The sequence below is a fragment of the Acinetobacter sp. FY731 genome (assembly GCF_059515905.1).
In genome coordinates this window covers 310,296-334,139 of sequence record NZ_JCAKNB010000004.1, presented here as the reverse complement: position 1 = coordinate 334,139, position 23,844 = coordinate 310,296, and the positions used below count along the sequence as shown (strand labels likewise).

At 35.8% G+C, this 23,844-nt stretch carries 21 protein-coding genes and 1 tRNA gene; 17 read left to right on the top strand and 5 right to left on the bottom strand.

The features are described 5' to 3' along the window. Positions 1-8 precede the first annotated feature (8 nt). Entirely contained in the window at positions 9-1,025 is a 1,017-nt protein-coding gene (epmB, locus tag AC5YC8_RS07700) for an EF-P beta-lysylation protein EpmB (RefSeq protein ID WP_496164105.1), read from the bottom strand. Positions 1,026-1,396: 371 nt separating this feature from the next. Between epmB and efp the strand changes: the two genes are divergently transcribed. From efp to AC5YC8_RS07625, 15 genes are all read left to right on the top strand, one after another. Beyond that, positions 1,397-1,966 carry an elongation factor P gene (gene efp, locus AC5YC8_RS07695; protein ID WP_496116888.1) on the top strand — a complete coding sequence of 190 codons (570 nt, stop codon included), beginning with the start codon at positions 1,397-1,399 and terminating at the stop codon, positions 1,964-1,966. Between the two features lie 172 nt (positions 1,967-2,138). Beyond that, on the top strand, positions 2,139-4,241 hold the full coding sequence (locus tag AC5YC8_RS07690; RefSeq protein WP_496116889.1) for a carbon starvation CstA family protein: 2,103 nt from the start codon (positions 2,139-2,141) through the stop codon (positions 4,239-4,241). Between the two features lie 12 nt (positions 4,242-4,253). After that, a complete protein-coding gene (locus AC5YC8_RS07685; RefSeq protein WP_154773214.1) occupies positions 4,254-4,556 on the top strand; it encodes a YbdD/YjiX family protein in 303 nt (100 codons plus the stop codon). A 102-nt stretch (positions 4,557-4,658) separates the two neighbouring features. Next, on the top strand, positions 4,659-5,366 hold the full coding sequence (locus AC5YC8_RS07680; RefSeq protein WP_496116890.1) for a hypothetical protein: 708 nt from the start codon (positions 4,659-4,661) through the stop codon (positions 5,364-5,366). A gap of 100 nt (positions 5,367-5,466) precedes the next feature. Further along, a complete protein-coding gene (locus tag AC5YC8_RS07675) occupies positions 5,467-6,423 on the top strand; it encodes an AAA family ATPase (RefSeq protein WP_496164104.1) in 957 nt (318 codons plus the stop codon). Between the two features lie 8 nt (positions 6,424-6,431). Next, the gene (locus tag AC5YC8_RS07670) at positions 6,432-7,337 is read left to right on the top strand and encodes a DUF58 domain-containing protein (protein WP_496164151.1); all 906 of its coding nucleotides are present in this window, start codon (positions 6,432-6,434) and stop codon (positions 7,335-7,337) included. Positions 7,338-7,341: 4 nt separating this feature from the next. After that, positions 7,342-9,372 (top strand): transglutaminase TgpA family protein, encoded by a 2,031-nt coding sequence (locus AC5YC8_RS07665; RefSeq protein ID WP_496164103.1) that lies wholly within the window; start codon positions 7,342-7,344, stop codon positions 9,370-9,372. After that, positions 9,371-9,447: transfer RNA gene (locus AC5YC8_RS07660), tRNA-Val, on the top strand. Before AC5YC8_RS07665 ends, AC5YC8_RS07660 begins: the two co-directional genes overlap by 2 nt. Positions 9,448-9,990: 543 nt before the next feature. Further along, positions 9,991-12,222, top strand: coding sequence for an NADP-dependent isocitrate dehydrogenase (locus AC5YC8_RS07655; protein ID WP_496116899.1), 2,232 nt, complete (start codon positions 9,991-9,993; stop codon positions 12,220-12,222). A gap of 414 nt (positions 12,223-12,636) precedes the next feature. Further along, the gene (locus tag AC5YC8_RS07650) at positions 12,637-12,945 is read left to right on the top strand and encodes a type I secretion C-terminal target domain-containing protein (RefSeq protein WP_496164102.1); all 309 of its coding nucleotides are present in this window, start codon (positions 12,637-12,639) and stop codon (positions 12,943-12,945) included. Between the two features lie 176 nt (positions 12,946-13,121). Next, positions 13,122-13,553: a recombinase family protein gene (locus AC5YC8_RS07645; protein WP_496164101.1), complete on the top strand. Its 432-nt coding sequence runs from the start codon at positions 13,122-13,124 to the stop codon at positions 13,551-13,553. 387 nt (positions 13,554-13,940) lie between these two features. After that, positions 13,941-14,141 carry a hypothetical protein gene (locus tag AC5YC8_RS07640; RefSeq protein WP_496164100.1) on the top strand — a complete coding sequence of 67 codons (201 nt, stop codon included), beginning with the start codon at positions 13,941-13,943 and terminating at the stop codon, positions 14,139-14,141. Positions 14,142-14,482: 341 nt separating this feature from the next. Further along, a complete protein-coding gene (locus AC5YC8_RS07635; protein WP_496116901.1) occupies positions 14,483-15,805 on the top strand; it encodes an NCS2 family permease in 1,323 nt (440 codons plus the stop codon). 63 nt (positions 15,806-15,868) lie between these two features. Next, positions 15,869-16,870, top strand: a complete 1,002-nt coding sequence (locus AC5YC8_RS07630) for an adenosine deaminase (RefSeq protein ID WP_496164099.1) — start codon at positions 15,869-15,871, stop codon at positions 16,868-16,870. Between the two features lie 58 nt (positions 16,871-16,928). Beyond that, a complete protein-coding gene (locus AC5YC8_RS07625; protein WP_496164098.1) occupies positions 16,929-17,291 on the top strand; it encodes a hypothetical protein in 363 nt (120 codons plus the stop codon). A gap of 66 nt (positions 17,292-17,357) precedes the next feature. Here AC5YC8_RS07625 and AC5YC8_RS07620 read toward each other — a convergent pair whose 3' ends face one another. Then, entirely contained in the window at positions 17,358-17,912 is a 555-nt protein-coding gene (locus tag AC5YC8_RS07620; protein ID WP_496164097.1) for a cytochrome b, read from the bottom strand. A gap of 209 nt (positions 17,913-18,121) precedes the next feature. On the opposite strand from AC5YC8_RS07620, the gene AC5YC8_RS07615 reads away from it, so the two are divergent. Beyond that, positions 18,122-18,496: a hypothetical protein gene (locus AC5YC8_RS07615; RefSeq protein ID WP_496164096.1), complete on the top strand. Its 375-nt coding sequence runs from the start codon at positions 18,122-18,124 to the stop codon at positions 18,494-18,496. An 11-nt stretch (positions 18,497-18,507) separates the two neighbouring features. Then, positions 18,508-19,134, top strand: a complete 627-nt coding sequence (rnhB, locus tag AC5YC8_RS07610) for a ribonuclease HII (RefSeq protein ID WP_496164095.1) — start codon at positions 18,508-18,510, stop codon at positions 19,132-19,134. 67 nt (positions 19,135-19,201) lie between these two features. Here rnhB and csrA read toward each other — a convergent pair whose 3' ends face one another. The 3 genes from csrA to alaS all read right to left on the bottom strand — a co-directional run bounded on the left by csrA (position 19,202) and on the right by alaS (position 23,725). Next, positions 19,202-19,456, bottom strand: a complete 255-nt coding sequence (gene csrA / locus AC5YC8_RS07605; protein WP_496116907.1) for a carbon storage regulator CsrA — start codon at positions 19,454-19,456, stop codon at positions 19,202-19,204. 232 nt (positions 19,457-19,688) lie between these two features. Continuing rightward, positions 19,689-20,969 carry an aspartate kinase gene (locus AC5YC8_RS07600; protein WP_496164094.1) on the bottom strand — a complete coding sequence of 427 codons (1,281 nt, stop codon included), beginning with the start codon at positions 20,967-20,969 and terminating at the stop codon, positions 19,689-19,691. Between the two features lie 62 nt (positions 20,970-21,031). Then, complete coding sequence (gene alaS, locus AC5YC8_RS07595) at positions 21,032-23,725, bottom strand: alanine--tRNA ligase (protein ID WP_496116909.1); 2,694 nt, start codon at positions 23,723-23,725, stop codon at positions 21,032-21,034. Positions 23,726-23,844: the final 119 nt, after the last annotated feature.

The following is a 23,844-nucleotide window of genomic DNA, read 5'->3' as shown; positions in this document are numbered from 1 at the left end:
TATCTAACTCAAAAAGTTGCAGTTCCAAATAGTGGAGTTTTATTCTTTTCTCCAGCAATTTCTCTAACAAGTTTAGGTACCAAATAGCCAGGCAATGTTGCAAGTAAGTCTGTATAAATGTGATTAATGACATCGGGGGCTAAATCGAAATGATGTGCACCTTTCACTTTATCTAATACATGTAAATAGTACGGCATTACCCCAATATCAAATAATTTATAACTTAAGTTTGCTAAAATGTCAGCTGAATCATTTACCCCTTTTAACAAAACAGCTTGATTTAAAAGCGTAATTTTATTCTCTACAAGTCCACTTAATTTCGAACATGTATAGTCATCTAATTCTAGAGCATGATTTGAGTGTATCACTAGAATTATGTGTAGCCTACTGTTTTTTAAGATAGAAATAAGTTCATTATCAATTCTACTTGGAATAACAACGGGAACACGTGAGTGAATTCTCAAGTACTTTAATTGATCAATTGATTCTAGTCGATCAATCCATAATTGCAATTTTCGATTTGAAATTGTGAGTGGATCACCACCACTTAAAATAACTTCATTAATGTCAGGTTTAGATTCAATGTAGTTTTTTATATTTATCCAGTCATCATTTTTAGGTAAATTTTCTTGATATGGGAAATGGCGTCTAAAGCAATATCGGCAATGAACTGCACAAGCACCAGTAAGTGTAAGTAAAAACCGTGATTTATATTTATGTAAAACACCTGGTTGTTGATTGGCATCTTCTTCACCTAATGGATCAGTTACAAAACCATCATGATCCTCAAGTTCTAAGTGATGAGGTAATATTTGTAGTAATAAAGGATCAAGGGGATTTCCTTTCTCTATTTTTTCAGCAAAAGCACGAGGCACACGTAGTTTGAATTCTTCAGATGCCAAAAGCGCACCAGACAATAATTGTTCAGTTGATAATTCGAGTTGATCTAACAGCTCTTGAGGATGAGTAATAAGATCACTCATTTGAGATTGCCAATTTTGCTCTTGATACAAATAATTTGTCATGTTGATGCTTAAAAATATTAATTAATTTTAAATACAAACGAATGGGCTGATTCAAAATTCAAGTGGAGTGAGAGATAAAATTATCTGAAAAAAGATAAGGCTGAGCATTATCTGAAATTGATATTCAATTTTGATGAATTTTACATCTTTATGAGAGTGCTATAAACCAGAGAAATTAATGTATGTGTATAAGTTAATCAGCTTAAGTTCGTTATTCAGGAATTTTTCATTGCGACAAAGTGTATTGGTCATTTAGAATACGTCATATTACATTAATGTGCGCGTGGCATAAATGTGCGAATTAGCTTGCTAAATGATTTGTACAGCCCGTGGCACTAAAGATTAAAGTTAGTAAGTTTGGAGTGCCAGTCATGGCCTATTATTCTACGAATGATTTCAAGTCAGGCCTTAAGGTCATGCTTGATGGTAACCCATGTTCAATCATGGAAAATGAATATGTTAAGCCTGGTAAAGGTCAAGCATTTAACCGTGTTAAATTGCGTAACCTTCGCAGTGGTAAAGTTTTAGAAAAAACTTTCAAATCTGGTGAAAGCTTAGAAGCTGCAGACATCGTAGAAGTAGAAATGGAATACTTGTACAACGATGGTGAAATGTGGAACTTCATGGATCCTGTAACTTTTGAACAGATTGCTGCTGATAAAACAGCGATGAGCGATGCTGCGAAATGGTTAAAAGACGATTCTAACGAAAAATGCACAATCATGTTGTTCAATGGCGTTCCTTTGAACGTTACAGCACCTAACTTTGTTGTATTAAAAATTGTTGAAACAGATCCAGGCGTTCGTGGCGATACTTCAGGCGGTGGCGGTAAGCCAGCTAAGCTTGAAACAGGCGCTGTTGTACGTGTTCCATTATTTGTACAGCAAGAAGAAAGCGTTCGTGTAGACACTCGTACAGGTGATTATTTAGAGCGTGCATAATGGTCTACAATTAGACTATTATCGAAAGGGATGATGAAAATCATCCCTTTTTTTATGCCAAAGTCTTAGATTAAAAGAAGGATATGAGGAGTAAAATTGTTTAGGAAGAAACAGCGGTACTCCAACAAGAATAAATAAGCTGATTAAGTACATACATTTATGAGGGATTTACATGGAATCTGTACAACCTAAGTTGACAACAACTTCGAAAATAATATGGCTGCTTGTTGCCATATTAGGCGCAGTATCATTTGGAATATTGGCGGTAAGTCGTGGTGAGCATGTAAATGCGGTTTGGCTTATTCTGGCAGCTATTTGTGTTTATAGCATTGCATACCGTTTTTATAGTTTATTTATTGCAAATAAAGTTTTTGAACTTAATGAACGTCGTTTAACACCAGCTCATCGTTTAGCAGATGGCTTAGATTATGTTCCAACTAATAAAAGCGTATTGTTTGGACACCACTTTGCTGCAATTGCAGGTGCTGGTCCGCTTGTAGGTCCAATCCTTGCAGCACAAATGGGTTATTTACCAGGCACCATTTGGCTTTTAGTGGGTGTTGTTCTTGCAGGTGCTGTACAAGATTTCTTAGTTCTTTTCATTTCTACACGTAGAGATGGGCGTTCTTTAGGTGAAATGGCGAAGCAAGAGCTTGGTTCATTTGCTGGTGTAATTGTAATGCTCGGCGCGCTTGGTGTGATGATCATCATTCTTGCTGTATTGGCATTGGTTGTTGTTAAAGCATTAACGAATAGCCCTTGGGGGGTATTCAGTATTGCTGCAACTATTCCAATTGCATTGTTCATGGGTATTTACATGCGATTTATCCGTCCAGGAAAAATTGCAGAAGTGTCAATTATTGGTTTTGTACTAATGATGGCAGGTATTATCTATGGTGAAAATATTGCTCAACATCCATATTGGGGGCCATTATTCACATTAACTGGTACTGAATTAACTTGGTGCTTAATCGGATATGGTTTTGTTGCATCAGTTTTACCAGTTTGGTTGCTTTTAGCACCACGTGATTATTTATCTACATTCCTAAAAATTGGTGTAATTGCAGGTTTGGCTATTGGTATTCTTTTTGCAATGCCAGAAATGAAAATGCCAGCAATCACTCAATTTGTTGATGGTACAGGTCCTGTGTTTGCAGGTTCAATGTTCCCATTCTTATTTATTACTATTGCTTGTGGTGCTATTTCAGGTTTCCACGCACTTGTTTCATCGGGCACAACGCCAAAACTTGTCAACAAAGAAACTGATATTCGTATGATCGGTTATGGCGGTATGTTGATGGAGTCTTTTGTTGCAATCATGGCAATGGTTTGTGCAACAATTTTAGATCCAGGCGTATACTTTGCAATTAACTCTCCAGCAGCAGTTATTGGTACATCTGTAGAATCAGCAGCTGAAGCTGTTCGTAATTTAGGCTTTGTCGTAACTCCTGAGGCTCTAACATTACTTGCACAAGAAGTGGGTGAGAACTCAATTTTATCGCGTACAGGTGGTGCACCAACATTTGCTATTGGTATGGCTCACATCATTACTGATATTTTTAACAGTCGTGAAATGATGGCATTCTGGTATCACTTTGCAATTTTATTCGAAGCATTATTTATTTTAACAGCAGTTGATGCGGGCACACGTGCTTGTCGTTTTATGGTTCAAGATACCGTTGGTATTGTTGTTCCTGCGGTTAAAAACTCTAAGAATTTTGTGGGTAACCTTATTGGTACAGCGGTAGCCGTATCGGGTTGGGGTTTCTTTGTGTATCAAGGCGTAGTCGACCCATTAGGTGGTATTAATAGCTTATGGCCGTTATTTGGTATTGGTAACCAAATTCTTGCTGCAATGGCACTTATTTTAGGTACAGTTATTCTGTTTAAAATGAAGAAAGAAAAGTATGTTTGGGTGACAATTGTTCCAACAATTTTCTTATTTATCACATCAATGACAGCGGGTTGGCAAAAGATTTTCCACGAAAATCCAAAAATTGGTTTCTTGGCACAAGCGAACCGTTTTTCAGATGCAATTGCGCGTGGTGAAATTTTAAAACCTGCTAAAACAATTGGGGAAATGCAAACAATTGTATTATCAAATCAAATTAATGCAGCGTTATGTGCATTCTTTATGATTGTTGCATTTGTCATGTTGTTTGCTGCTATTAAGGTGATTCGTCGTGCTTTAGCTTCACCAACACCAACAGTAAATGAAGCGGAAGCAATTTACGTTGATCCTGCTGAAATTGAGCCATCAAAATCTGCACATTAATGAGGATTTCGTATGAACCTTAAATTTGCTAAAAGTGGTAAAACGGTGATTTATAAAATCATTAAGATGACTATTATGTCGCAAAAAGAGCTGATTCTTAATCCTAAGAATTGGTCTAGAATTGCGACACTTTGGCAGCGGTTACAACAAAGCTTTCGCTTAATGGTTGGTGTGCCTGACTACCAAAATTATTTGGAACATATGGCAAAACATCATCCTGATTTAGAAGCAATGGATGCAAAAACATTTTATCGTTACTGCGTGGATGCTCGTTATCCAACCGCAGGTGGTGACATGAAGAAATGTCCTTGTTGATATTTTGGTGAATAAAAAAGCGCTCATAAGAGCGCTTTTTTATTTGATTTTGAATGTAATATTTGAATAATGATGATAGGGGAAAACATATAAGTACATAAAATGAGTGAATTTGTAGAATTAATAAAAGTGATCATTGCCAATCCATCATCTAGTATTGTTGTTTTTGCGATTTGTGGGTTCTTAATTTTTAAAGTTAAAGATTTATTGCAAATATTTTTTGATGTAAAAGATTTAAATAAAAAGAGATTGATGCAGAAATTTGAGGAAACATACACATTTCACGAGAAAAACTTTCTCAGTTCTGAGTTAAAAATAAATTATGAGCGCTTATGTGAAGAGGCTCAGATAAAAGCCCTAATTGGTTGTCCATATTGTTCAAAGGAAATGGCACAATATATTTTAAGCCGGAAACATATCACAAGAGCAATTCGAATTTATCATCGAATTAAAGATGAAATTAAAATAGAAAATGGAGTGATTGTGCCTAATTTGGTTATGCCTAATTGGCGTATAAAGTTGAATACTTATGCTGGTGATGTTTTTTATTTTGTCCTTATTTTTATAGGGGTGATACCGATGATATTAGCTGCGCTAGGAATCTTTTTTAAAGTTCAAAATGCTTTCGATACTCAATATTATATGAATGCTATCTTTATTTTTATAGCATTATCAATTCCCGCCTTTTTTGTTTTAATCCAATCTTTAAAGCCTGAGTTCACTAAAATATTTTGTGAGTTAGAAGCACAACTTACAGATGAAACTGAAGATAAGTCTGAAACGATAGAAATAGAGGGAAAAGTCGCATAACTATCTTAAATTTAATGATACAAAGAGCTTTGAATTCTTTAGAAAAAATCGAAAACCGTGTATGTTAATCATTCATTAGCTTTTATTTTGGGGAAAATGGGTGATTTGGGGAATGAATAAATTTAAGCAAAACGATATATCAGAACTTAGTGCTGACATTGTCATTACACAGTATGCAGATAAAATTGATTTATTCTTAGAACAACTCAACACCATTATTTTAGATAAAAATCAACAAACAAAGCTTTCACTGTGCTGTTTGTTGGCAGGAGGTCATGTTCTTTTTGAAGACTTACCTGGGCTAGGTAAAACTACACTTTCAAGTGCTTTGGCAAAACTTGCGGGAATGGAGTTTCAACGTATTCAATTTACCAATGACATGCTTGCAAGTGATGTTATTGGTGTGAATATGTTTAATCAAAAAGAACATCAGTTTGAGTTTAAACAAGGTCCAATTTTCACTCAAATTTTACTAGCAGATGAAATCAATCGTTGTAGCCCTAAAACACAAAGTGCATTATTGGAAGCAATGGAAGAAAGCAATGTCACAATTGATGGGGTACGTTATGAGTTACCTCGACCATTTTGGGTTATGGCGACACAAAATCCATTATTCCAAAGTGGTACGTATGCTTTACCTGAATCTCAACTTGACCGATTTTTAATGCGTTTATCAATGGGCTATCCATCAAGACAAGCTGAAAAGCAACTGCTTCAACAAAACTCACGACAAAGTTTAATTTCAACATTAAAGGAAGTATTTAGTGAAAATGAAATTTTAAATATCCAGAACAGTGTGAAAGAAGTACATGTCGCTGAATCAGCATTGGACTATATGCTTGACTTGGTAGAAGAAACTCGTAAGGGAAGACATGGCTTATCTACTCGAGGCGTAATTGCTTTAAAACGAGCTGCACAAGCTTATGCATTTATCGAAAAAAGAACATACGTTACAGCAGAAGATATTCAAGCAATTTTTGTTGCTGTAGCAGCGCATCGTATTGGTTTATCAGAGGCGGAAACCTTAAATATTATGCATAAGGTTGCAGTGAGTTAAGCGCAATGCTGAATAGTTTTTGGCAGAATTGGGCAAATAAACGATTTCGTTTTGATAACTCAAAAAAGCTCTCGCAAAAAGATATTTTGGTCTTTATGTACCAACATGGATATCTGTATTTGGTGCTAATTTTTATCACATTTGTTGCAGGTATTAATTATGCAAACAATTTGATTTTGGGTTTTTGTTTTTTAATTAGTGCTGTGCTGTGTATTAGTTTTTATCTGACATTTAAGCAATTACATGGGCTAGAAGTTGAAATCGCGACCAGTGAAATTGGACAGGTAGGACAAAATGTAGAGGTCACGATATATCTACATCAACAGGAAAAGCATCATCGTTATTTGTGGATTGAAAGCGATGGATATGAAAAAAAGATATTGCTAAATCAATTGAAAGATAAAGTGATTTTGAGCTTGTATGCGGATGCTCGAGGGAAATTCTACTTACCTAAAATTAAAATAATGTCGGTGTATCCTTTTGGGTTGGTTCGGGCTTGGACGTATTTATATCCAGAAAATTTTATTTGGATTGCACCAAAACCTGAACATTACCAGAGTGAAAGTAAACAATTGCAGCGTTCATTAGAGTTGGATGTAGATGAGTTTCGAGAGCTCCGTGATTTTCAAAAAGGAGATTCTTTGCATGCAGTGTCATGGAAACAAGCGGCACGAGGTCAGGGACTTTATATTAAAGTATTTGAACAGCATGAAGATCAGCACAGCATGAATATTGTGTATGAAAATATGCCTGCAAATTCACATGAAAATAAGCTGAGTTTAATGATGGGCCTAATTGAACAATGTGAGCAAGCAAATTGTGCATATAGTATGTCATTACCTAAAGCTCAACTTGAAAAAGGATGTGGAGAACAACATCTTTTGAATGCAAAACTATTATTAGCACAGGCTTAAAACAATGCATGAATCTATTCGTAATTCGATTGTTTTGACACTGAGTTTAGTCTTAGTGACGCAAGCTATTTTTTTACCTGTAGCCATAAGTATTCTATTTTTTATTGTTATTCTTATATTTTATTTTAATGCGAGAAAGAATAAACGTACATCTAAAGTCATTACATTTTTATTTGTTTTAAGTGCATTGCTCAGTATTTTTTTATCATTTAAAACGTTTTTAGGCGTTGAAGCTGGTGTTGCTGTACTGTCTACATTCCTCTTTGCTAAATCATTAGAAACAAAAGCGAAACGCGACATTATTGTTTTATTTAATTTTGCATTATTTGTGAGCGCAAGCAGTTTTCTTTACAGCCAAGCTGCATGGATGGCAGCGCTAGTTTTCATGTGCTTTTTAAGTTGTTTAACAGGATTGTATCGTTTACAAAGTATCGATTTTTTACCTACACATGAATATAAAGCATATTTATTACAGGATGTTAAACATGTAGGTAAATTGGTTGTATTTGCTGTTCCATTTTTTGTATTACTTTTCTTGTTTTTCCCGCGTTTACCACCGCTTTGGCATATACCAATACCTGATGATTCAGGTGTAACAGGATTAAGCGATACTATGTCACCAGGTGATATTGCTAAGTTATCGCAATCATCTGAGTTGGCCTTTCGTATTGTGGGGGATATAACGCGGTTGCCTGAACGCTCAGAATTGTATTGGCGAGCATTAGTTTTAGACCAATATGATGGGAGGACATGGACAAGTAATTTTATTAATCAGCAACCTATTCAAAATGAGAAATATCAACAAATAAAAGGGCAGTTGGATTATCAATATTTACCTGCTGATGCACGGGGGAAGTGGATAACAGCACTTGAAAAATCTATTCCTCAGCAAAACCATTATGGTTTAAGAGCAGATTGGAGTGTTATCTCAAATAGACCTAATGCACGAATTATTCCAATCTCTATGCAATGGATAGGAGATAGTACTGTTGATGGTATTGATCAAAATATTCCAGAATGGGTGAAATCGACGAATTTAAAAGTTCCTGTAACCGATATAAAAACACAACAATTTGCTCAAGATTTATATGTGAAAAGTGGTGAAAATTCAGCACGCTATATTGAAAATATTTTGAATTGGTACAAATCGAATGGCTTTGTTTATACCTTGAGTCCTGGTGTTTTAGGTGAAAATCGCGTAGATGAGTTTTTATTTCAATCAAGACAAGGGTTTTGTGAGCATTATGCATCAAGTTTTGTCATGTTAATGCGCTATGTTGGAATTCCTGCACGTATCGTTGTTGGATATCAAGGAGGGCAACTTTCACCTGATGGAGAGACTTGGGAAGTTAGACAACTAGATGCTCATGCATGGGCTGAAGCTTACATTGATGGAAAATGGCATCGATTTGATCCCACTGCGATGATTGCTCCTGAACGTATTGATAGTGGTATGCAGAATATACTTGCTAGTGATCAAAGGGTTTTAGGTAATCAAAATCAGTGGAAATATCAGCAATTTAATTTGGTGAATAATCTGCGTGTTTGGAGCGATTATTTAGGTTATCAATGGCAGAGTAAAATTGTGGGCTATGATGTCGAAGCTCAAAAAAATTGGTTTAATCGAATTGGATTACAAAGTTCATATTCGGCTGTATTGTTGTTAATATTTGGGATAATGATGATCGTGGGAAGCTATTTTGCTTCACTTCAGCTAATTAAATATAAAAGACGAGATAAGATTGTATGGGCATTTAAAAAAATGTCACAAAAACTTCCTGTAGAATTGCAAAAAGAATTATCAGAACCTATATCAATATGGTTGAAACGTATATCTGCTTCATTGCCCTTAGATCAGGCTGCTGTTTTTCAGCAATGTACATCAGCTTATGAGCAATATAAGTATCACAATAGGTGTGAAAAGGCTGATATTTCATACCTGCTTTTTTTGATTGATAATTGTACGGTTGTAATTAAGGAGCATAGATACTACTTGTTTTCAGAATCGAAAATTAATAATATCGACAAGCCTTAGGTGTATAGCTCAGTTGGTTAGAGCGCTACGTTGACATCGTAGAGGTCTCCAGTTCGAGTCTGGATATACCTACCAAGATTAAAAAAAGCCTCTTATTTACAGAGGCTTTTTTATTTTATGATAAATTTTGTTATATATTTTTTATATTAATACCTACATTTTATCTATTCATAAAGGTATTTTCTGTCGAAATATGTTTCAAAACAAAAACTTTAGACTTAAAACATCATAAAATGTCGATCTAACTATAGACAAAAGTCTAAGATTTGAATTATTAGTTATTTGGAAAAGAATAATAATTTAGCGTAATTTTTACAAATAAAACTATAAAAAACAGTATATTGGTGTAAATTATTAAAATTAAATATCATTATTTCATGAATGAATACCTAATATTTTGATCTACGAGAAAACATAAAATTCTTGTACAATATTGCCACTTAAAAGCAGTATATATGTGTGTATTATTTATTCGATATCACGAAATGAAATGTTCTTTCATGAATTGGTAACGATGAGCATCGATACTCTTAATGTTTTATTCAAGCAAATCGGTTCGAAGAGTTGAGTCAAAAGCTCACTTCTAAAAACTCAAAAATCTATCGCAAGGGGCTATATATGGCTGGTGGAAAGTCAAAAATCATTTATACACTGACCGACGAGGCGCCATTATTGGCAACTTATTCACTATTGCCGATCATTGAAACCTTTACAAAGCCGGCTGGTGTAGAAATTGTTAAAAGTGATATTTCTGTAGCAGTACGTGTACTCGCAGAATTTTCAGATTATTTAACAGCTGAACAAAAAGTTCCTGATAATCTTGCAGAGCTAGGTCGTCTTACTCAAGATCCAGATACTAACATTATTAAACTCCCTAATATTAGTGCATCTGTTGGTCAATTAACGGCATGTATTAAAGAACTTCAATCTAAAGGTTATGCGATTCCTGATTATCCAGAAAATCCAACAACTGAAGAAGAAAAAGCGATTAAAACACGTTACAGCAAATGTTTAGGTTCTGCTGTAAACCCAGTTTTACGTGAAGGTAACTCTGACCGTCGTGCACCTGCTGCAGTTAAAAACTACGTTAAGAAAAATCCACACTCTATGAGCGAGTGGAAGCAGTGGTCACAAACTCACGTATCACACATGAATGAAGGTGACTTCTATCATGGCGAAAAGTCTATGACTTTAGACCGTGCTCGTGATGTGAAAATGGAATTAGTGACTAAGTCTGGTCAAACTATTGTTCTTAAGTCAAAAGTTGCACTTCAAGACGGTGAAATCATCGATTCAATGTTCATGAGCAAGAAAGCGCTTTGCGATTTCTACGAAAAAGAACTTGAAGATTGTCGTGAAGCAGGCATTTTATTCTCTTTACACGTTAAAGCAACAATGATGAAAGTTTCACACCCGATCGTATTCGGTCACTGTGTGAAAATTTACTACAAAGAAGCTTTTGAAAAGCACGGTAAATTATTTGACGAGCTAGGCATTAACGTAAACAACGGTATGGCTGGTCTTTACGAAAAAATTCAAACTTTACCGACTTCTTTACGTGAAGAAATCATTGAAGATTTACATGCTTGCCAAGAACACCGTCCTGCGCTTGCAATGGTAGATTCTGCAAAAGGTATTACAAACTTCCATTCACCTAACGACGTAATTGTAGATGCTTCTATGCCTGCAATGATTCGTGGTGGCGGTAAAATGTGGGGCGCTGACGGCAAACCTTACGACTGTAAAGCAGTAATGCCTGAATCGACTTTCGCACGTATTTACCAAGAAATGATCAATTTCTGTAAATGGAATGGCAACTTCGATCCAAAAACAATGGGTACTGTACCTAACGTTGGTTTGATGGCGCAAAAAGCGGAAGAATACGGTTCACACGACAAGACGTTTGAAATCACAGAAGCGGGTGTTGCAAACATCGTTGATATCGAAACTGGCGAAGTGTTGATGTCACAAAACGTGGAAGAAGGCGATATCTGGCGTATGTGTCAGGTGAAAGATGCACCGATTCAAGACTGGGTTAAACTTGCAGTAACTCGTGCACGTAACTCTGGCATGCCAGCAATTTTCTGGCTTGACCCGTACCGTCCACACGAAAATGAGGTGATCAAAAAAGTTGAAAAATACTTGAAAGATCATGACACTGACGGTTTAGACATTCAAATCATGTCTCAAGTTCGTGCTATGCGTTATACGCTTGAACGTGTTGCTCGTGGTTTAGACACAATTTCTGTTACTGGTAATATCTTACGTGACTACTTAACAGACTTGTTCCCAATTATGGAATTAGGTACATCTGCTAAGATGTTATCTATTGTTCCGTTAATGGCGGGCGGTGGTATGTACGAAACTGGTGCTGGTGGTTCTGCGCCTAAACACGTACAACAGCTTGTTGAAGAAAACCACTTGCGTTGGGATTCTCTAGGTGAGTTCATGGCTTTAGCTGTTTCTTTAGAAGAAATGGGTATTAAAGAGAACAACCCAAGTATCAAATTACTTGCTAAAACTTTAGACCAAGCAACAGGTAAATTACTTGATAACGATAAGTCTCCATCACGTCGTACAGGTGAGCTTGATAACCGTGGTAGCCATTACTACTTAGCAAAATATTGGGCAGATGCACTTGTTGAGCAAAATGAAAATGCTGAACTTAAAGCTCAATTTGCTCCATTAGCTAAAGCACTTGATGAAAACGAAGATAAAATCGTTGCAGAACTTGCTGCTGTACAAGGTAAGCCTGCTGATATCGGCGGTTACTACGCTGTAGATCAAGAAAAAGTAAATGCTGTTATGCGTCCAAGCGCAACATTAAATGCAGCACTTGCTACAGTTTAATTGTTAAACATATTGCCTATGTAAATGGGTAGTATAAAAAAGCCGATACTATTGTATCGGCTTTTTTTATGTTTAGAGGGGGATATTAGAAAGTATGTTAATGAAAAGACTAAAACATAATTAAAAACAGGTGTTTAAAACACATAACAATCAATTGTATTTTGCTAAGCTTTTGATTTTAGATAAATAAATTATTAAATATAGATACTTTTATCTTTGATGAGGTATGCCTTTTATTATGTATAAAAAATAAATTATAAAATTGAGTTTAATAATAAATGAGTTATTTAAATTATAGAAATTCTAATAAAGATTGCGTCCATTTAAATTTCATTAGACCCATTTTATGTTTAAGTATTATGTCATGTTCTTTTCCAATTATGGCAAATGAACAATATTTATATAATAAAGTAAATGTACCCTAAGGTGGGTGTCGTAGAAGCAACCCTTGATGCTGATATCATTGACTTAAAAGACCTTCTTATTAGTTATCAAGCCGATGCTGATGGTGCTGCTCATTATATTAATGGTGTGGCGGCAATTGATGCTGGTGATACAATTGAACAATTCTTGAAAGTTGAACAAGAGGGCAATAACACAGTTATTAAAGTCGATCGTGATGGCGAAGTAGGTGGTCATGATTTCACAACGCTTGTAACCTTGAACGATGTACAAACTGATTTAGCTACGTTGTTAGCGAATCATCAAATTGTAATAGGTTAAAATTTATAAATATAAAAATGGTGTATGACTACCTCTCTTACAAACAATGTGATAAATATCACATTGTTTGTAAGTTGCGTTAATTGTTTTACTTTTTTTATATCATAATGATATTATTTATATAACTAAAAATAAAAACCTAAACAAAGATTTAGGGTGTAGAAGAGGATGGTATTTTGCGTATTTATGCATATATAAGAGTTGAACCAAATGATCAGGTGAACTTATCACGCTATATAGAGTGTTTTAAAAAGCATGGGTACTCGATACAAAGTAATCGAATATTAACTGAAGAGGTGACAGTTGATACTCCAATTGAATATAGAGATAAGATTTTAAATCTCATTAAATATAATTTAGAAATAGATGATGTTCTTATTGTTAAGAGCTTAGATTGTTTGGGATCTAATTTTTTAGAAATAAAAGAAATTGCAAGTTTAATCTATGAAAAAGAAATTATACTCATTTGTTCCGACTTTTCCAGAAATCCGATTAAAGGAGACCTAAAAAAAATTTTTTTCCATTTTATTAAAATGGGGTGTGAATTTGAATCTCAAGTTATAAATTATAAAAGAAGTATAAAACAAAATAAACTTGTTAAAAAGTAGGTCGACCGGAGCTTTTAGATTCTAAGCAAAAACAAATAGTATTGGATAAATTTAAAAAAGGTCAAAGTGTTTATTCTTTAGCAAAGGAGTTTGATGTCACTCGAACAGTAATTCAACGAGTATTAGATAAATTTTCTGAAAAATTAAACATAATACAAGATTAATTTTGCTCGAACTCTGTAAAGTACTATTGTTAGAAGAGATCAGATGTTTTATTTTGGTAAAAATTATTTTTAAGTAAATCTGATAAAAAAATCACAATATTTAATATAAATGAATAAAAGTGTTAAAAATAATACAAAATATTGAGTTTTTTTGTTATATTTTATAATAAATATGTAGTTTGGCTAAAAAATAATTGGGTATTGAAAATAATTGAGGCTAAAAATGTTTAAATTTATTGTGGGGGGGACTTTTTTTGTTGTACTAGTATTGGGTTTTATTGTTTATAAAGACGTACAAGTAAAACAACATGAAGAGTTAAAGTTACTGATTAAAGATGCTAGATATTCTATTGATAAAATAGAAAAAAATAAAAACTATTATGCACCTAAAAAAGATGGTGATTTAGGCGATCATAAGGAATAGAAAGGTAGTTTGCATTTTAGGATTCTTTGATAGCACTTGAAAAATAAAATTTTAGAAACTTTAAAAAATCAATGTGATATAATCCTGGAATAGGAAGGTTGGACTCAATATCTTAAAAAATTATGTATTTAATTTCAGGTGAATAGGTAGGGCTGCATATAATTTATGCAGCTTTTTTGTTTACCAACACAATGAGTTTTTCTATTTGTTGTGCTGTGAAATTGGTTGGATATATTCTTTTTTTAATTTGGCATAACCATTGCAGCAAGTTTTTTATGCAATATACCTTTTTGTATATCTTAAAATTTCTTGGCATTAAGTTTATTAACAGGGGCTAGGTCATGACGACTCCTAATCCATCTTCAGTGAGTGTGCTAGAGCGCTTATTCAAGCTCAGCGAAAATAAAACTGATTTTCGTACAGAAGTTCTAGCAGGTATAACAACATTCTTAGCAATGAGTTATATCATTATTGTCAATCCAATGATTTTATCCGCGACAGGAATGGATCACGGGGCTGTCTTCGTTGCAACATGTCTTGCTGCTGCTATTGGTTGCGTAGTCATGGGTATGATTGCAAACTATCCGATCGCTCTTGCACCTGGTATGGGGCTAAACGCTTACTTCACGTACTCTGTCTGCTTGGGTATGGGAGTGCCGTGGCAAACTGCTTTAGCGGCAGTGTTTGTATCGGGTTTAGTTTTTATTGCTATTAGTATGTTTAAAATTCGTGAGGCAATTGTGAATGCAATTCCAATGTCTCTGAAGTTTGCTATTGGTGGTGGTATAGGTTTATTCCTAGCATTGGTTGCATTGAAAAATGCGGGTATTATTGTCGATAATCAAGCAACTTTAGTTGGCTTGGGCGATTTAAAACAGCCTTCAGTATTACTTGCGCTTTTAGGTTTCTTATTCATTGTTATCATGCATCATTTTAAAGTGCGTGGTGCGATTGTAATTAGTATTTTAGCAGTTACTGCTTTATCTACAATTTTAGGTTATAACGAATTTAAAGGTGTTGTAGGTGCAATTCCTTCTATAGCTCCAACATTCATGCAAATGGATTTTGAAGGCTTATTCACAGCAAGCTTAATTGGCGTGATCTTTGTATTCTTCTTGGTTGATTTATTTGACTCGACAGGGACATTGGTTGGTGTTTCACATCGTGCTGGTTTGTTGAAAGATGGTAAATTACCTCGCTTGAAAAAGGCTTTATTTGCCGACTCATCTGCAATTGTTGCGGGTGCAGCTTTAGGTACATCTTCAACTACGCCTTATATTGAATCTTCGGCAGGTGTTGCTGCCGGTGGTCGTACGGGTTTAACCGCGGTAGTTGTTGGCGTTCTATTTATTCTGTGTTTATTCTTGGCGCCATTGGCTCAATCTGTACCAGGCTTTGCAACAGCTCCGGCATTGTTGTTTGTTGGTGTGTTGATGATTCAAGGTATTACCAATATTGATTGGGAAGATATCACAGAGGCAGTTCCTGCATTTTTAACCATTATTTTCATGCCGTTTGCATATTCAATTGCAGATGGTATTGCAATGGGCTTTATTAGTTATGCATTAATTAAACTCTTTACAGGTAAGGCGAAAACCGTACCGTATATGGTTTGGATTGTTGCTGTACTTTGGGTATTAAAATTTGCATTATTTGGTGGCTAATTCACCGAATAAAGCAAAGGGTGTAAACTTTGTTTACACCCTTTTTTATTTTTGAGGATATCAATGAATCAATTAGATTTTATTCGTGCATTGCCAAAAGCTGAGTTGCACGTACATATAGAAGGGACGTTTGAGCCAGAGCTAATGTTTGCAATTGCACAACGTAATCAAGTCGAAATCCCATACAAATCTGTAGAAGAAGTAAAACAAGCTTATAATTTTCATAATTTACAATCTTTTCTCGATATTTATTATGCGGGTGCAAATGTACTTATTCATGAGCAAGACTTTTATGATCTTGCTTGGGCATATTTTGAAAAATGTGCTGAAGATAAAGTTGTTCATACAGAAATGTTCTTCGATCCGCAAACACATACAGATCGAGGAATTGAATTCTCAACAGTAATTAATGGCTTGCAACGTGCTTGTGATGATGCAAAAGAAAAATTTGGTATTTCATCACATTTAATTATGTGTTTCTTGCGTCATTTAAGTGAAGAAGCTGCATTTAAAACACTTGAGCAGGCCTTACCATATAAAGATCAAATTATTGGTGTTGGCTTAGACTCTAGTGAAGTTGGTCATCCGCCATCTAAATTTGAACGTGTGTTTGCTAAAGCGCGAGAAGCAGGCTTTTTGGTGGTAGCTCATGCAGGTGAAGAAGGGCCAGCAGAATATGTGTGGGAAGCATTAGATTTATTAAAAGTAAATCGTATTGACCACGGTGTACGCTCTGAAGAAGATGATAAGCTTATGGAGCGATTGATTGCAGAAAAAATGCCATTAACTGTTTGTCCATTAAGTAACTTAAAACTATGTGTTGTAGATGATATGGCGAAACATAATATTCGTCGTTTATTACAAAAAGGTGTGCATGTTACAGTAAATTCAGATGATCCATCTTACTTTGGTGGTTATATGAATGATAACTTTATTGCAATTACTGAAGCTTTAGATTTAACAAAAGATGAGCTTAAGCAATTGGCAATTAATTCATTTGAAGCTTCTTTTATTTCAGATGATGAAAAGCAAAAATGGTCAGAGAAAATTCAAGCAATGGCTTAAGTTTCTGATTTAGATAAAGCAGTGAGTTTTCACTGCTTTTTTTATAGAAGAAGTATAGATGAAGAAGATATTTAAAATATTTACGCTGATATTATTTTTATTGGTTGCTATTGTGATGTACTTAGCTGTGGCACATCCTGCCATAATTACAAAAACGGCACTTAATCCTGTAATCGATTATCAATGTAAAGCTGAGCTACAAGTGACGAAAATTTGGAAAACAGCTTCAATTTTTATGACAGAAGATGAACAACTACAGAGTTTATCTCAAGTTTGTGGTTGTGTTTCTGAGCATGCAACAGATGATGTATCTGTTAAGGAGTTGATGAGCGCGTTGTTTAATGAAGAGGCTAAAAATAAGTTGGTTTCTAAAGCAATTGGAAACAGTGTACGTGGTTGTGTCGTTAAAGCATTGGAATGAAAATATTTCACTAGTGTAATAAAAAAGCCGAATTGATACGGCTTTTTTTATTGAGTAGGTGTGTATTTATTTTGGTTGTTTTGTCATGCTAATTAAAACAGCATCTTTATCAATAAAATGATGCTTTAATGCAGCAAGAATATGACCTACAAGTAATAAGCCCGCAGCCCAAGAAAGATAAATATGCAATGGCTTAACAATAGCTGTAACTTCAGGGTTTTCTGAAATTAAAGCAGGTAGGTTAAATAAGTATAAAACGGGTGCAGGATATCCGGCACTCCAGCTAAATAAACAGCCTGTAATGGGTAATGCAAGTAACATAAAATATAGTGCTATATGTCCCAAATGAGCGAGACGCTTCATAGTTGGAGACATTGTATTTGGTAGTTCTGGTGCAGGGTGGGTGTAGCGCCAAAAAATACGAATAACAACTAAGAAAATAATAACGGTTGCAATATTTTTATGTAGAGTGGTAACACTTCCTTTAAAGCTACCATCTACGTCATAGCTTAAAAAATTACCGCTATAAAAGCCAATGACCCATGCAAGAATAAAAATAATAGCCATTAACCAATGTAGAGCTTGTGCGGTGCGTGTGTAATATCCTGAAGTATTTTTCATAATATATTCGAAGTTTTTAGATTTGAATAAATATTAGAGTGTTTTTTGACTATTTAAAAGCTAACTGGCGTAACAGAGTGTTTGATTGTTAGAACGATGGCTGTAGATTAATTATGCACATAATGAATAATTAAAAAAATGGGGATTCACTATTATTTTTATATTCGGCAAAATAGGGCACATTTATTTTTTATAAAAAGGACAATATTGTGAAAAAGTTATTTGCTGTATTGGCACCAATGGCTTTGGTTTTATCTGCATGTGCAACGACGGACACGACAGGTACTCCATCTACGACGCAGCAACTTGGTACAACAGCACTTAAAATTGCAGTAAATACAAAATGTACAGCTGAATTAAATGACTTGGCTGCATGGAAAACTGCAACACAATTTATGACAGTATCACAAAAAGAAGAAGTTCAATCTAAAATTTGCGATTGTGTAAGTGAAAAAGCACCACAAAGTGTTTCTGCTATGGATTTAGCAAGTGCAGCACTTGATCCTGCAGCTCGTACGACAATTGTTTCAAATGCGGTAGCAAAAACAGTAAATGCTTGTGTAGCTGAAGCTGTCGCTAAATAATTGGAATTTATTTGAAATGGGCTGATGTTTTATCAGCCTATTTTTTAAGGAAAGATATGAAAAAAATTGCCGGTACAGATGAGGCGGGGCGTGGACCATTAGTTGGTTCGGTTGTTGCTGCGGCTGTTATTTTAGACCCGAATAATCCTATTGATGGATTAAATGATTCTAAAAAGTTAACAGAAAAAAAACGTGAAAAGTTATTTGTTGAAATTAAAGAAAAGGCACTTGCTTGGGCAATAGCGGAATCGAGTGCGCAAGAAATTGATGAATTAAATATCTTGCAAGCATCCTTATTGGCAATGCGTAGGGCGGTAGAGAAGCTTTCTATTCAACCTGATCATGTGTTGGTAGATGGAAATAAAGAGCCTAAAGGTTTACTCATGAGTTGTGAAGCTGTTGTGGGTGGTGATGCTATTCATGCTGAGATTTCTGCTGCAAGTATTTTGGCAAAAGTTACTCGTGATCATGAAATGGTCGAACTTGACCAAAAATACCCACAATATGGATTTGCAAAGCATAAAGGTTATCCGACAAAAGCACATTTTGAAGCAATTGCAGAACATGGTGTAATTGATGAACACCGTAGAAGTTTTGGCCCTGTGAGGAAAGTGTTGGAATTAATGGATCAACAATAATTTTCTAAATTTTAGGCAAATTTAAAGCGGCCATGTAGCCGCTTTATACTTACAAAATATAATAATCTTAACGATTATATGTATTTTGTTGACTATTTTCTTCTTCAATAGACGGTTGATAGTCTTGATCAATGTGTTGAAGATGTTCATGCATTGCACGTTCATGCTGAATGCGTTGATAAATTTCTTCACGATGAACAGAAACTTCTTTAGGTGCATTTACACCAATACGAACTTGATTGCCTTTAACACCAAGAACAGTAACACTGACTTGATCCCCAATCATTAATGTTTCACCGACACGTCGGGTAAGAATCAGCATGTTTATCTCCTTGCAATATGCTAAACGTGCAAATGTTAAAATAGGAAATTACACAACCCTAAAACCTTTTTAAATTTTGACAAATATTTGTAGTAAACAAAACATAGGATACAAATTGTCTTAATCTAATATTAAGCTGTAGCTCAATATAGCAGAGCCACTAATATAAATACTAGGGGCTCTATCTGTTCTGTATATAAAACTTTACAAATTTATTTAGGATATCAATAGATTAAGCACGAGCGCTTGATTCACCGCTTTCACGATCTAAATCAAATGCTGTGTGAAGTGCGCGTACAGCAAGTTCTAAATACTTTTCATCAATAATCACTGAAATTTTAATTTCAGATGTTGAAATCATTAAAATGTTAATGCCTTCTTTTGCAAGAGCGGTAAACATTTTGCTTGCAACACCAGCATGAGAACGCATACCAACACCAACGATAGATACTTTTACGATATCTGAACGTGTAGCCACTTCACGCGCACCAATTTCTTTTGCTGTTGCTTCAAGAATTGATTTTGCTTTCGCCAATTCACCACGGTTCACAGTAAACGTAAAGTCGGTTGTTCCATCTTCTTCAACATTCTGTATGATCATGTCAACTTCAACATTTGCATCACCAATAGGTGAAAGAATGTTTGAAGCAATACCAGGTAAATCTGGCACACCAAGAATAGTTAATTTTGCTTCGTCACGGTTAAATGCGATACCTGAGATGATTGGTTGTTCCATGTTGTCTTCCGCTTCAGTGGTGATTAGTGTTCCGACGTTTTGTTTAAAGTCTTCGTCGAATGCGCCATCATCGTCATTATCAAAACTAGATAATACGCGTAAAGGCACTTGGTATTTGCCTGCAAACTCTACTGAACGAATTTGAAGAACTTTAGAACCAAGCGATGCCATTTCAAGCATTTCTTCAAAAGAGATACGATCTACTTTTTTAGCTTTTGGTGCAACACGTGGATCTGTTGTGTAAACACCGTCAACATCTGTATAAATTTGGCATTCGTCTGCTTTAAGTGCAGCAGCAAGTGCTACACCTGAAGTGTCAGAACCACCACGACCTAAAGTCGTTGTGTTGCCATTGGTATCAAAGCCTTGGAAACCTGCAACAACAATCACTTGACCAGCATCTAAGTAACGTGTCATTACATCAGTATCAATTGCTTCGATACGTGCTTTTGTGAATGAGCTGTCTGTTTTAATACCGACTTGGCGACCTGTTAGTGATGTCGCTTTCACACCAACAGTGTTTAGTGCCATCGCTAACATGGAAATCGTTACCTGTTCACCCGTAGACACCATTTGGTCTAATTCACGAGGATCAGGGGTTTCGGTAATGGCCTTCGCTAAAGCAAGTAGACGATTGGTTTCGCCACTCATTGCTGATACAACCACCACTACCTTGTGGCCGTGGTCATGCCAGCGCTTTACACGACGAGCAACATTTAAAATGCGCTCGGGAGTACCCATTGAAGTACCGCCATATTTTTGAACGATTAATGCCATAGTTGTTCCATAAAAGCCATGACCCTGATTACCTTTCAGGGTCAGTTACACAAAAGGTGAAATTATTTAGCCTCAAGCCAAGCCACAAGGCTTGTCATTACAGGTTCTAATTTCTCGTTAAGTGGCGCGCCACCTTGTGCCAAGTCAGGTTTACCACCACCTTTACCACCTAGTTCTTGACCTAAGTGTTTGATGATGTCGCCTGCTTTAATAGACGCAGTAAATTCTTTCGCTACAGATGCAATCAGGCTAACTTTGTCACCCTCAACACCTGCAAGTACGATGACTGCATTGTCTAATTTAGATTTCACACCGTCATGCAAGTTGCGAAGTGATTTCGCATCTGTATTTTGAACGGTTATGATTAATGTTGAACGACCAGCAATAGTTTGAACTTGGCTTAAAAGTTCAGTTGCTTGGAAGTTTGCAAGTTTTTGGTTGAGTTGCTCAATTTGCTTTTGAAGGCTAGAAGCGGTAGAAGCAAGATTTTCAACTTTTTCTAAAGTTTGATCTTTTTGTGCCTTTAACAAATCGTTAATTGCATGAATATCACGATCTGCTTTTTGAGCCGCTTCAATTGCTTTTGTACCAGTAACAGCTTCAATACGGCGCACACCAGCAGCAACACCGCCTTCAGAAGTGATTTTGAATAAACCAATATCACCTGTACGTTTTACGTGAATACCACCACAAAGTTCGATAGAGAAGTTTTTATCTTCACTCATAGAACCCATAGAGAGTACGCGAACTTCTTCACCGTATTTTTCACCGAACAACATCATTGCGCCTTTCTCTTTAGCCGCATCGATGTTTAAAAGCTCAGTTGTTACAGCTGTGTTAGCAATGACTTCACGGTTAACAATACGTTCAATTTCTTGAATTTGTTCAAAAGTAACAGGTTGGTCATTTGCAAAATCGAAACGTAAAAGCTCGCTTGCAACTAAAGAACCTTTTTGTTGAACATGAGAACCTAAAACTTGGCGTAAAGCTGCATGTAACAAGTGCGTAGCAGAGTGGTTGCGTGCAGTTGCATCACGAAGATCTGCTTTCACAATAGCTTCTACAGATTGAGTAGATTTGAGGTTACCCATAGTCACGATACCTTGGTGTACAAATGCACCACCAGATTTTTTCGTGTCTTGAACTTCAAAAATACCTGTATCGTTTTTGAAGATACCTGTATCGCCAATTTGACCACCACTTTCTGCATAGAAAGGTGTTTGGTTTAGGACAATAAGGGCTTCATCACCTTCGAATACTTCATCAACTTGTTCGCCATCTTTGTAGATCGCAATAATTTGACCTTGACCTTGAGTTGCATCATAGCCATCAAATTGAGTTTCGCCTTCAACTTTTACAACGCTGTTGTAGTCGATTGCGAACTTACCAGCATCACGTGCACGTTGACGTTGTGCTGCCATTTCAACTTCAAAGCCTGCTTCATCAATGGTTAAGTCACGTTCACGTGCGATGTCAGCTGTTAAATCTGTTGGGAAGCCGTAGGTATCGTAAAGTTTAAATACGGTTGCACCTGGAATAACGGAACCAGTTAAATTTGCTAACTCGCCTTCAAGCAATTTCAAACCTTGCTCTAAAGTTTTTGCAAATTGTTCTTCTTCCTTAAGAAGCTGTGCTTCGATGCGAGCTTTTTGAGCTTCAAGTTCAGGATATGCAGCGCCCATTACATTAATTAATGGTTGAAGCATTTTGTGGAAGAATGAACCTGTAGCACCTAATTTGTTACCGTGACGTACTGCACGACGAATAATACGACGTAATACATAACCACGACCTTCATTAGAAGGGTTTACGCCATCTGCAATTAAGAAACAGCATGAACGAGCATGGTCAGCTACAACTTTTAATGATGCAGGATATTCAACAGGTTTGTTTTCTGCTTGTGCTTTAGCATCTATTTCAGCAGTGTCTAAACCAATAATCTGTGCAGCATCTTTAAGTAAGTTTTGGAATAGATCGATTTCGTAGTTTGAGTTTACGTGTTGTAAAACTGCAGAAATACGTTCTAAGCCCATACCTGTATCTACAGATGGAGCTGGAAGAGGGTGTAATACGCCATCAGCAGTACGGTTAAACTGCATGAAAACATTGTTCCAAATTTCAATGAAACGGTCGCCATCTTCTTCAGGTGTGCCCGGTAAGCCACCCCAAATGTGATCGCCATGGTCAAAGAAAATTTCAGAACATGGACCACATGGACCTGTATCACCCATTGCCCAGAAGTTATCAGATGCGTATTTTTCGCCTTTATTATCGCCAATACGGATAATACGGCTTGCATCTAAACCAATTTCTTTATTCCAAATATCAAATGCTTCGTCATCTGTATGGTAAACAGTGGCATATAGTTTATCTTTTGGTAAAGCGAGCCATTGTTCAGATGTGAGGAAATCCCAAGCAAATTTAATTGCATCACGTTTGAAGTAGTCGCCAAAAGAGAAGTTACCTAACATTTCGAAGAATGTATGGTGACGTGCTGTATAACCTACATTATCTAGGTCGTTATGTTTACCGCCTGCACGTACACATTTTTGTGAAGATGTTGCGCGAACATAATCACGTTTTTCCAAACCAAGGAAGCAGTCTTTAAACTGGTTCATACCAGCATTTGTAAATAATAATGTTGGGTCGTTGGCCGGAACCAGAGAACTCGACGCGACACGTGTATGCCCTTGCGATTCAAAATAGCTTAAAAAAGCTTCGCGAATTTCAGCGGATGTCATAAAACGAGTACTCACAACCAAGTCACTCCATAAATCTTGTATTTGGCTAATAGTATCTCAGATAAGTTTGACTTAAATATTAAAGCTAACTTGAGATACTGGCTTAAATTTTAAAAACGACAAATTATAACGGA